The organism is Cytophagia bacterium CHB2 (assembly GCA_030263535.1).
Taxonomy (GTDB): domain Bacteria; phylum Zhuqueibacterota; class Zhuqueibacteria; order Zhuqueibacterales; family Zhuqueibacteraceae; genus Coneutiohabitans.
The window spans coordinates 1-11,372 of record SZPB01000215.1 but is presented as its reverse complement, the minus strand read 5'-3'; the positions used below and the strand labels follow the sequence as shown (position 1 = coordinate 11,372).

Sequence of the window (11,372 nt, the reverse complement as noted above, 5' to 3'; positions counted from 1 at the left end):
ACCATTCCCACGGCGGTGGCCACGACCGGCTTGCCGCACGCCATTGCCTGCAACAAAACCGCAGGGCCGCCTTCGTTGCGGCTTGGAATGACAACCGCATCTGCAGCATTGATCCAGTTGGGAATCGATTCCGGCGGCTGCGCGCCGGCGAATGTGACGCGCGCGCCCAAGCCAAGTTCATGCGCCAGCGATTGCAACGCAGCGGTCTCCGGTCCCGCGCCGACCAGCAGTAAGTTTATTTTCTGATCAGTGAGCGTGAGCGCATGCAATAGGATATCGACGCCTTTGACGCGGTAATGATTGGCGAGGCACAAGTAAATAAACGCCGGCTCTGAAGCCGTAGGACGAAGATTGCTCGTCTTGATTGATGAAGGCTTGTAAACTTCGCAATCAACGCCCTGGGGAATGACGTGCAGCTTATCCCGAGCAACACCTTCTGCGAAAATTTTCTCCCGCAGATTTTCATTCAAAGCAATAATCGCATTCGCCGTTTGCAGAGCCGCTAAAATTTTGGCGCGCTTGCGATGCTCGAACAGCCAGGTGTGAATATCCGAGCCTTGCGCCGTCAGCACGAATGGTTTTGCAAACTTCTGCGCGAGCCTGCTTGCGACAAACCCGCTGCGATACGCCCAATGCGCATGAATCAAATCAAATGCAAGCCGGTGTTGCGCAATTGCCGTTGCTGTGCGGCGATAGAATTCCCTGCACGCAAAACTTTCGGCAAAGACGGGGAGATAATGCACCGGCACGCGAATGACCGGATAACCCGCTTCTTGATATGCGCCGGCTGCCGGTTGCACAGCGCGCAATCGGCGATAACGCGGCAACGGCGGATACTGAACCACCGGAGCAATTACCGCGGCAACTTCACAGCTCTTGAAATGGCTTATTTGTTCCCGGACAAAAATGCCGGCATAAGTCTCCGCGGCATGCGGATAGAATTCCGAAATGATCAGAACTCGCGGCCTCGCCACGTTCAACTCACGGCTGATCGCAAGCTGCTTGCCACATGCTCCACCATGGCATTCGTCATCTCTGCATACATCGGCAAACTCAACACCTTTTCCGCCGCTGCCTCGCTCACCGGAAAACTGCCGCGTTTCAGGCCGAGATGCTGATAGGCGGGCTGCAAATGCAAGGGCAGCGGGTAGTGAATGCCAGTCGCGATGCCATTGGCTTTCAGGCGATTTTGCACTGCTCCGCGTTGAGCAACTTGAACGACGAAGAGATGATAAACGCCCTCCTGCCCTTCCGGCTCGCGCATCACTTGCACGTTTTTGTAGTCGTGCAGGTAACTGCGGTAAAGCGCTGCGATCTCGCGGCGGCGCGCATTCCACGCCGGCAGATGCCGCAGTTTCACGTTGAGCACGGCTGCCTGCAACGTGTCGAGGCGGTGATTGTACCCGATCATCAAATGTTCGTACTTCGACTCGCGGCCTTGATCGCGTAAATGCCGCATGCGTTTTGCCAGCTCTTCATCCCGCGTAACCACTGCGCCGCCGTCGCCATAGGCGCCGAGATTTTTGCCGGGATAGAAACTAAAGCACGCGGCAATGCCCATGCTGCCTGCTGCTTTGCCATGGTATTTGGCGCCGTGCGCCTGCGCCGCGTCCTCAATCACGTAAAGTTGATGTTGTTCCGCGATGGCCAAAATCGTGTTCATCTCCGGCATTTGGCCGTAAAGATGCACGGGCATGATCGCTTTCGTACGATGCGTGATGGCGCGCTCGAGCTGCGTGACATCCATTTCAAGCGTGGACGGATCAACATCAACGAAACGAATGGTTGCGCCGGCGCGCGAAATTGCCGAGGCTGTGGCAATAAACGTATTCGGCACAGTGATGACTTCATCTTTTGGACCAATGCCCAGAGCTTTGAGCGCGAGATAAAGCGCATCTGCGCCGTTCGAGACGCCCACCGCATAAGGCGCTTGACAAAAATTCGCAAAATTCTTCTCAAATTCGTCAACCGCTGCGCCGCCGACAAAATCACAATTTTCGACAACACGTTGCATGGCTTCATCAACTTCGGTTTTGATCGTGCGGTATTGCGCTTTCAAATCTAGAAATGGAATCTGTACTCCAGAGGGTTTTGAACTCATAATGCCTTCCTGCGAGTTTAAATGGTTCGTTCCTGAAAGGTTGTTGGTCGTAGGCAGTTCATTAACCATTGACCATTAACAATTAGCCATTGCTTTGCATCAAGCATACGGTTTCGCAATCAAATCATAAGGACACATCAATTCTTCAATTTGCTTAACGACTCTGCCGGGGTTGCCGGCAATCACAACATTGTCGGGCACATCTGCAATAACAACGCTGCCCGCGCCGATCAAAGCGTTTTCACCGATCACGATATCCGGCAACAGCACAGCGTTCGCGCCGATTTTTGCGCTGCGCCGAATGGTCGGGCCTTTCATGCATTTCTTCACTTCTGGACACAACGGATGAAGGGCATTGGTGAAAACGACATTCGGGCCGATCCAGCAATCATTTTCCAAAATTGAATATTCCGGAATGAATGCCTGCGAATGAATGCGCACGCGATCGCCGATTTTGACATGATGTTCTATCACGCTGCCGGTGCCAATACTCACATGATCGCCAATGAAATTGTACTCGCGAATCATCACATGATGGCCGGTTTGAAAATGTGCGCCAATGACATTGCCGGCATAGATCACCGTGTGCGAGCGTAACAGACTCTGTGCCCCAATCACGGTTTCAAGATTTCCGGACTCGATTTTTGCCGGGGGAATTCCAATGACACAGTATGGTTGCAATACCGTGCCTTCACCGAAGCGAACCCGCGGATGGATTTTGCAATCATCAAAATCCATGATAGCCTCACACTCATATTATTCGACACTCGCTGCATTCAACTGCTTTCAACAAAACACAGGCAAGATAAAGCAACACTATGATAAAGACAAGCGCGGCGAATGCTGCACTGATTCAGATCGCGATCTTTTTACCTTTTTGTAATAAAGATTTTCTACCCGCCTCCAAAATTCTCACCACCGCAAACCCGTGCTCACCATCCGTCAAAGGGCGCTTGTTTTCGCGAATACACTCGATAAAATGCCGGCATTGCACGCGCAGCGGCTCGGCAAAATCGATTTTGGGAATCAGCAAATCGCCGGCGCGGCGAATGAGTTGAAATTTGCCGAACGAATCAAATTCACCGAGATGCGCGGCGAGATTATTTTTGGCAATGCCTTTGTCATAAATTTGAATTTTGTGGTCGGGATGAACGTCGTCATAGATAATCATTTTTTCCGAGCCGACAATCGTCATCTGCCGCACCTTGCTGGGGTCGAGCCAGCTCACGTGGATGTGCGCCGAAATGCCGCTGGGGAAATTCAAATGCAAGAACGCGACATCAACAAGATGTTCTCGTAAATGCGCTTCGCCGTGCACGGCAATGGTTGCAGGACTTTCATTCAACCAGTACAGCAAAATCGAAAGATCGTGCGGCGCGAAGTTCCACATGGCATCGATATCCTGCCGCACGATGCCGAAATTCAAGCGCCGCGAGTTGATGTAATAAATCTCCCCGGCCAATCCCGCCTGCAAATAAGTCTTGATGCGATTCACCGCGGCGTCATAAAGAAACGTGTGCCCCACCATTAGTGTGCGTTGATGATCGTACGCTAACCGCACCAACTCCTCACATTCGGCAACCGTTTGCGCCAACGGTTTTTCAACAAAAACATGTTTCCCGGCTAGCAGCGCCTTCCTCGCAAACTCAAAATGAGTCGCCGGCGGCGTGGCAATGGCAACCGCATCAATATCGGCGCGTGAAAAAACGCTCAAACTGTCAAGGCTCGTCTCGACCGCACTGGTTTTCCGTGCGACGGCAGCGAGCGCTTGCGGATCGCGATCGCAAACGAGTTTGACTTGTGCGCCTTCGGTCTCATAAAAATTACGCAACAAATTCTTGCCCCAATAACCCACGCCGATTTGCGCCAAACGTATCATCACGCTGCTTTTTCTGAAAACATCTGATTCAAGTGGTGCTGCAGGTGATACAAATAATCCCGCATCAGATATTTCAAGCTGATCGGCACATGTTTTTCCACCGGCCGCCAGGCGATCTCATACAAATTGTGATTGCTGCGCCGCTTGCGCAAAATCTCGTCCGGCGTTGTGGCCATGATATGCAGCAAATGCAAATTGTACGCCTTCCACAGGTGAATCAGCAACGGCCATGATTCTTGCTGATACTTTTGCGCAGCTACCCATTTATCCTGCTCATAACGCGGGAAAACCAAATCATCCGAGAGTTGCGCCAGCACAAAACGATGATGATTGTTCGCCGCCGAGTCGATTAAATGGCCGAGCAACTCTTTCGCCGACCATTTTTCCGGCGCTAAACGCATTTCGCTCTGCGCTTCTGAAATTGCGAGCAGTTTTTTCTCGGCGGATTCAATCGTTTGCTTGAAATCGTTCAAGAAATCTTCTTCCATGATCTATCCTATGTTCGTTAGAATTTATGGAATCCCGTTTAACAAAACAAAATGCCGCCAACGGATGGCATTCATCGCTTAAATCTGTTTGCCGTTTTTCATCCGTTAGAAAAGTTTTCAATGGGACTTTCAATCGGCATTCAGTCCCAAAGCGAGAAACAATGCATATGTTCCAACGTCGCGCCGACCTCCCGTTGCCGGCACATTCTTGAAATTCACGCGCTGCACAGCCAATTGCAGCTTGAGATTGCGCAACACTTCATAACGCGCTTCGAAGCGCAGCGTCGTGCGGCGCTCGCGAATGCCATCGAGAAAGTAGACGGTTTGATTATCGTTTACATGAAACGGCCGCTCAACCTCACCGCCGACGTTACGCTCAACGGGATTCGCGCCGTGACGATAACGCTCTGCCGAGAACCGCAATTGCCAGTGCCGGCTTCCCCAAAAGAACCATTCGCCGTACAACAGATCGGCATTCGGGCCTGCGGGATGGCCTAAAATCGTATCATAGTTTTCGTAAATATTGATCGGAAACGTGTGCGAATACACATAAGGCTCGATGCGAACATACTCCGTGCGCCAATCGCTGCGCGGCAGGCCGAGAGGATTCGTCAGATGAAATCCCGCCAGCCACGCGACTTTGTTGCCGTACCAATTTTCGCCGAGGCGCGCCACGGAAAAATCATCGACAAACCATTCGCCGTAAATCCGCAAACCGTTAAGCGGCCGAACCTCGAGATCGAGGCCCATCGTGGCATTATCGCGATCGCCGAGAAAATGTTCGGCGCTGCGATAAAACATGATGGGGTTCAGATAAGCCAATTCCATACCGCGCTCGCCGTAGATCACGGTTTCATGCAGGCCGACATTCATCCATGCAACCGGCGCGATTTCCAAACGATGGGCGGCGAGATATTTCTGCGCGAAGATTTGCCGCTCTACGCCATTCGACAAATAAGAGGAAACCAGCACCGGCGGATGTTGGCGCAGCGCCGCGTGAACATACGTAAACTTTGCCCGCCAGAACTGCACACTGAGTTTGAGTTGATCATACGAAGTTGCATAGTCGTTCAGCGCCAACGCGCCGGTGTAGCCCGGCCCCCAGCGATTAAGATTTTTACCGAACTCAACCGCAACATGCGGCAGCGTGAAATGAAGATACGCGATAGTTTCATCGTGATAGACATGCGTACCATAACCGCGCGCAAATCCAAAGCGCGGCCAGGCAATGCGCGACGAGGTGGGATACGCGCGCGTGCCGTGTTCCTTCGTGTCGCGGCTGTTGAGATAAAATCCCAGATGCCGGCCGAGCGTTCCCCAGAACGTGAATCCGCCGGTATTTTGGAAAACACGATCCTGCCGCGCCAGTGTATCAGTATCGTTGAACAGCCCGTCGCGGTAAAAAATGGGATCGAAGAAGAAGCGCAATTCCCTGCTTTCCAGGCTGAGAAAGTTGCGGCTGTTGGCATAAAGCGGATTCGGCAGCCAACTCAGCCACTTGTCCTGTTTGTTGCGTTGCCGTTGCTTGCCGTCATGCGCCTGCTTGCTTTCATCAAGGCGTTCAATCTCTTCGGAAAATTCAAAGAACAAAAACTCCAATGCTTCACGTTCGCTGCGATCGAGTTTATCGCTGTGATTTTTGTATGCCTTGAGCAGCGTTTGCGCTAACGTTTGTCGCGTTAGCGGGCGGCTGCCGGTCAATCCCACTTCGACAAAGCCGCGCGTGCGCAGGCGATCGAGCAACTGATACGACCAATGCCCTGGAGGAACCTCAACGGTTTGCGATAAAAGAACCGGCGTCAATGCGGCAAGAAACAAAATCATCCACAGCAAAATGCCGGGCGCAGCACAAAAATTCGATCCGCGACGGCTTGGCCGTCGCTTTGTTTTTTCTATCATTGTTCGCGCCACGGCTTGGCCGTGGTTTGCTGTTCTAGTGCAATGCTACCTTGATTTTTATGACTATTTTATGTGTCATTCCGAAGGAATCTGGTGAAGCATGCGGTCATGAACGAATTTTCACAAGATTCTTTCAGAATGACATTCAGGTGTGAATATATTTTTCAGGGTAACAATGTACTACTGACAATCGCGAGTTGACTTGACACATTTTAGCCTGTAAAATCAAAGTTATTCTTGTCAAATTAAATACCGAATGTCAGTAATTCATGAATTCGGCTATCTCAGAGGTTCATCCAATTTGTTTGTTCGCCAAAGGCCCTGCCATTTGTTCCATTCTGCTTTGTTCGCATGCAAGCCGCGAACATAATGCAACATAAACGCCGCCAGTATACTCAAAATGAAAACGACGCTTGTTCCAATCAGCAAAAGCAACAATCGTTTCGGCTGCGTGCGAAATTCCGGCGGCAGAGCGCGATCTAAAACCTGCACCGTGGGCGTGTCACGCGCTTCTTGAATCTTGGCTTGATAATACTGTTGATTGAGCAATTGCCAGATAGTTTCCTGCACCTTCACCTCGCGCGTCAACTCTGCCAATCGCCGGCTTAATTCGGGCATCTCCGCAAAAGGAATAAAATATTCGGTTTGGAGCCTATCGTTTGCAGGCTTGCCGGTTTGCAGACTGAGGTATTGGTTGCCCAACGCGGCAATCTCCGCTGCCAGCGCCGCCAGCGCGGGATTGTCCGGCGTCATACTGCGGCGCATGAGATCGAGCTGAACTTGTTTGGCGATCATATTGCCTTTGATCGCGCCGGCTTGTTCCATCACCGCGCGCATCTGTTCATCCAAACCGATGGCGCCGTAACGGGTTTGAAATTGCGTCAGACTGTCGGCAAGTTGGGTGAGTTGTTTCGAGGTGTTTTCCAACTGCGCTTCAATGTATTTGCGCGAATTGCGCGCCGCTGAAACGCTTTTTTCTTGATTGACGCGATCCAGCTCCGCGACAAACGCATTGGCAATCGCCGCGGCCAGCTCCGGCGATTCCATCTCCACCGCGATTTCGATTATGCCCTGCTCGGTTGTTGCCAGCATCGTGCGGCGATAGAGTTTTTTTAATGCTTTTTCTTCGCTGGTGATTTCCCAATTTTTTGCCAACGTCGTTTGTGTTGAATCAATTTGAACGGGATGATGCAAAACACCCGAACCGACGCTGCGGCTGCCCAGGATCTCCACAAACAAGTCTGAGGTTGATCGCGCCTGCGGCACCGCAAAACGTACCAAAGGAGAATTGTTGAGTAAATTCAACCAATCTTGTTGATCCTGTTTGTCGGGCGGCAGAAGCGTCGTCCGCGCCGTGAATGTCGGCGGCCAGACCAAACCGAGAATGATAAAAAAAAGCGCCCCCAACACAACATTGCGCGCAATCATGCGGCGATGCGCAAGAAGTATGGCCAGCGCTGAAAAAAAATCGGCTTCGTCAGAGGGCAAATGATTGTTTGTCGAAATATTATTCTGGCCGTTTTCAGAGGTGTCGCGGGATCGAGGTTGTGAGGCTTGCTCGTGCATGAGGCAATTCAGAAACGCGGATGAAGAAAAGTTTATCTCGTGATCTTGCCGGCGCATCGGCGAAAGAGTACCGTTTGAACAACTGACTCATTTCCTCGAAACCGCGAATGCACGCGAATATACGCTAATATATCAATTCGCGCTTATTCGCGTTCATTCGCGGTTTGAGATATGGGAAAGTTATTTGAACGGCATTCCTAAATTCCAGTGAGGGCATGCCTGCCTGTTTCATCCAACATCGCAATCAGCAAGGGCGGCGGCGTGACCGCGTGATCGGCGATCACAAAACTTTGCTGAACTCGTGCTGCAATGTTTGCCTCCACCGCAACCGTTGAGCTTTGCAGCAACGCCAGCATTTCACCGGCAGACACCGGATCGCCAACTTTCTTGTACAAAGTCATGCCTGCCAAGGGATCAACTTTATGATTGACTTCAACCCGGCCCGCGCCGAGAGTCATGGATAAATGCCCAAGCGTGCGCGCATCAATTTGCGCAACATGGCCGCTTTGGGCGGCCTTCACCGCCAGCGTGTGCCGCGGCTTGGGATAGCGATCCGGATGTTCCACAAACTTAATTTCCCCCTGCTGGGCTTTGACGATCTCCAAAAACTTTTTCCACCCCGCGCCGCTGTCCAACAATTTTTCAAGAGGTTTTACGCCTTCGTGCAATTGCTGAATCTTTCCCACCGCTTTCAGCATTGCCGCACCCAAAGCCAATGTGACGCGGCGCGTGTCCTGCGGACCGCCGCCGTGCAACACCTCTATTGCTTCTCGCACCTCCACCCAGTTGCCGATCGTGTTGCCTAACGGCTGTGACATGCCGGTCAGCAATGCAATCACCGGGAGATTGAAATGCTTTGCCGTGCGAATGAGTCGCGTTGCCAATTCTTCCGCGGATGCGACATCCGGAAAAATCGCGCCGTTACCGGCTTTCACATCCAAAACTAAGGCATCGATGCCTTCCGCGAGTTTTTTGCTGAGAATGCTGGCGCAGATCAAGGGCATCGAAGGCACGGTGCCGGTGACATCGCGCAACGCATAAATACGGCGATCGGCCGGACAAATGTTTTCGGTTTGCCCGATCAAACACGTGCCGATACTCGCCGTGAGCTGTTGAAATCGTTCAAGCGAAAGCTGTGTTTGAAAACCGGGAATGGCCTCCAGTTTGTCGAGCGTGCCGCCGGTGTGCGCCAGGCCGCGGCCGGAGATCATCGGCACGGCCAAGCCGGCAGCGGCCATCAGTGGCGCGAGTATGAGAGAAACCTTGTCGCCCACACCGCCGGTGCTGTGCTTGTCGACTTTCGGAGCAGAGATGTGGGAATGCTTCAGCACCACTCCGGAATCACGCATCAACTGCGTCAACGCCACGGTTTCATGATCATCCATGCCGCGGAAATAAATCGCCATCAACAGCGATGACATCTGATAATCAGGGACTTTGTTGGCGAGATAGGCCGAGATGACGAATTGGATTTCATCCGCAGAGAGGGCGTGGCCGTCGCGTTTTTTTTGAATGATCTCAACCGCGTTCATGTCAAGCAGCCTTTCGATGTTCGAGAATGGCAATGCTGGCTGAAGCGCCCAAACGTGAAGCGCCGGCTGCGATCATTTTGCTGGCAATATCATACTCGCGGATGCCGCCCGCAGCTTTTACCCCGAGCTGTTCGCCCACCACGCGCCGCATCAGCGCAACGTCTTCGATCTTCGCGCCGCTCGGGCCGAAGCCGGTCGAGGTTTTCACAAAATGTGCGCCCGCCTCACGCGAGAGTAACGAAGCTTTGATTTTCTCCTCGTCAGTCAGATAACAATTCTCCAAAATCACTTTGACATGAGCAGGATGCGCGGCTTCGACAACGGCGTGAATGTCTTGCGCAACAAAATCATACTCGCCCGATTTAAGGCGGCCGATGTTGATCACCATGTCGATTTCACAAGCGCCCTGCTCCACGCATTGTTTCGTTTCAGAAGCTTTGACTTCGGTGGTGTTCGCGCCAAGCGGAAAGCCCACCACCGTACACACCAACACCTTCGTGCCGCGCAGCAAGTGGCTGCAATAAGAAACCCAGGTGGGATTCACGCACACACTGGCGAATCCAAACTCCGCCGCTTCTGTGCAGAGCTTTTCGATCTGCTGTCGCGTGCCCTCCGGCTTGAGCAGGGTGTGATCGATATAGCGCGCCGCGAGTTCTTTCACCGGTGCGATGCCGGGATCCGCGCCGACGCGGCACGCGCCATGACTCACCATGCGCGTGACCAGCTCGGTTTTGCAATCCGGGCAAACCCAGCACCAGTTGCAATGCGGCGTGTGATGATGCTTGCCGGTTTCTTCGGCAATCATGCGTTCAATGCGGGCGTTGAGGTTCATAAGAAAATCAAGGATGATGATGACTTAAAGCCTTGGAGGCGGGCCGCTGGAGAATTCAGTCGCTCCGTCTTGCGCGTTATTGCTCCAATGAAATTATTTTGTGCGTTCTTCGAGCCAGCGCTGAAACGAGCGCGAGCTTTCACCCGATGGCCTTCCAAGCATGAGGCCTTCGATGCTCAAATCTTCATCCAGGTCAGGCCAGTGAATGCCTTCGCCTTTGCCGATCAAACGCCAATTGCTGCGTTCTTCAGGCTTGCCATGTAAAAGTCGAGGATACCATGCCAATGGAACGGAAATGGTGCGGCCATCTGTCAAATCCACCGTCAATGAATCTTCAGTAACCATGACATTTTGCGCTTTCAACTCCTGAATGTCAATCGTTGAAGTAGTCATTCCAGCCTCGCAACAATTGTTCTTGATTCACTTCAACCAGTTTCTGAATTGCGTTGATTTCGTGCCTGGCAAAACCGCCGCTACTATGAAGCCTGACAGGAACGAGCCAAAACTTTGCAGTCCTATGTTCACGCTCAATGTGTATGTGAGGCGCCTCATCGCGATCACCGGCATAAAAGAAAAGGCGATAAGGTCCGCTGCGGAGTACCGTTGGCATATTTACAGACTCGGCGTGTCAAGGGCATCAATCACCCCCACGATCACCGCTTGCACGGGAATCTTGGGATTGTCGAGCAGCATGCGTGCGCCGCCGCCTTCGCGATTCACCAATACCAAATCATGCGGCCCGGCGTCGACTTTATCCACGGCGATCAAGGTTTCACCCTTTTCCGTTTTGCCGTCGAGTTCGACCGGCTGCACCAGCAGCAGCTTGTGGCCGTGCAGATGTTCGTTTTTGATGGTGGAGACCACGTCTCCGACAACGCGACAAATGAGCATGAAATATTCTCGCGATTCAGACGCGGCCAAAATAATCAGAAAAGCGAGGAAATGCAAATTGAAATTCCGCACGGCGAGCACCCGGGTTAGTAGGGCGAAGCCCAACTTCGGCACGACAATCTTGGTAAATTGCGCCTGTCCGAAAACTCGAGGTTTTGTAAGCTGACTCCCCCACGGCTGAGCC

12 protein-coding genes are annotated in these 11,372 nt (G+C 52.4%); all 12 read right to left on the bottom strand.

Annotation, left to right across the window (positions count from 1 at the left end):
• Positions 1 to 1,337, bottom strand: a 1,337-nt coding sequence (locus FBQ85_18995) for a glycosyltransferase family 4 protein (protein ID MDL1877223.1), incomplete at its 3' end; no start/stop codon positions are given.
• Positions 977 to 2,101, bottom strand: coding sequence for a DegT/DnrJ/EryC1/StrS family aminotransferase (locus tag FBQ85_18990; protein MDL1877222.1), 1,125 nt, complete (start codon positions 2,099 to 2,101; stop codon positions 977 to 979). The genes FBQ85_18990 and FBQ85_18995, both read right to left, overlap by 361 nt.
• A gap of 99 nt (positions 2,102 to 2,200) precedes the next feature.
• Positions 2,201 to 2,839, bottom strand: coding sequence for a transferase (locus tag FBQ85_18985; protein MDL1877221.1), 639 nt, complete (start codon positions 2,837 to 2,839; stop codon positions 2,201 to 2,203).
• A 115-nt stretch (positions 2,840 to 2,954) separates the two neighbouring features.
• Positions 2,955 to 3,980 carry a Gfo/Idh/MocA family oxidoreductase gene (locus FBQ85_18980; GenBank protein ID MDL1877220.1) on the bottom strand — a complete coding sequence of 342 codons (1,026 nt, stop codon included), beginning with the start codon at positions 3,978 to 3,980 and terminating at the stop codon, positions 2,955 to 2,957.
• On the bottom strand, positions 3,980 to 4,468 hold the full coding sequence (locus FBQ85_18975; GenBank protein MDL1877219.1) for a DinB family protein: 489 nt from the start codon (positions 4,466 to 4,468) through the stop codon (positions 3,980 to 3,982). Before FBQ85_18975 ends, FBQ85_18980 begins: the two co-directional genes overlap by 1 nt.
• 129 nt (positions 4,469 to 4,597) lie before the next feature.
• The gene (locus tag FBQ85_18970; protein ID MDL1877218.1) at positions 4,598 to 6,367 is read right to left on the bottom strand and encodes a capsule assembly Wzi family protein; all 1,770 of its coding nucleotides are present in this window, start codon (positions 6,365 to 6,367) and stop codon (positions 4,598 to 4,600) included.
• A 279-nt stretch (positions 6,368 to 6,646) separates the two neighbouring features.
• On the bottom strand, positions 6,647 to 7,990 hold the full coding sequence (locus FBQ85_18965) for a hypothetical protein (protein MDL1877217.1): 1,344 nt from the start codon (positions 7,988 to 7,990) through the stop codon (positions 6,647 to 6,649).
• A 140-nt stretch (positions 7,991 to 8,130) separates the two neighbouring features.
• Positions 8,131 to 9,465 carry a thymidine phosphorylase gene (locus FBQ85_18960; protein MDL1877216.1) on the bottom strand — a complete coding sequence of 445 codons (1,335 nt, stop codon included), beginning with the start codon at positions 9,463 to 9,465 and terminating at the stop codon, positions 8,131 to 8,133.
• Position 9,466: 1 nt separating this feature from the next.
• Entirely contained in the window at positions 9,467 to 10,177 is a 711-nt protein-coding gene (gene deoC, locus FBQ85_18955) for a deoxyribose-phosphate aldolase (GenBank protein ID MDL1877215.1), read from the bottom strand.
• 213 nt (positions 10,178 to 10,390) lie between these two features.
• Entirely contained in the window at positions 10,391 to 10,690 is a 300-nt protein-coding gene (locus FBQ85_18950) for a DUF2442 domain-containing protein (protein ID MDL1877214.1), read from the bottom strand.
• Complete coding sequence (locus FBQ85_18945) at positions 10,671 to 10,907, bottom strand: DUF4160 domain-containing protein (protein MDL1877213.1); 237 nt, start codon at positions 10,905 to 10,907, stop codon at positions 10,671 to 10,673. The genes FBQ85_18950 and FBQ85_18945 overlap by 20 nt, the downstream gene beginning before the upstream one ends.
• A 2-nt stretch (positions 10,908 to 10,909) precedes the next feature.
• Positions 10,910 to 11,188: an ethanolamine utilization protein EutN gene (locus FBQ85_18940; GenBank protein MDL1877212.1), complete on the bottom strand. Its 279-nt coding sequence runs from the start codon at positions 11,186 to 11,188 to the stop codon at positions 10,910 to 10,912.
• Between the last annotated feature and the right edge of the window lie 184 nt (positions 11,189 to 11,372).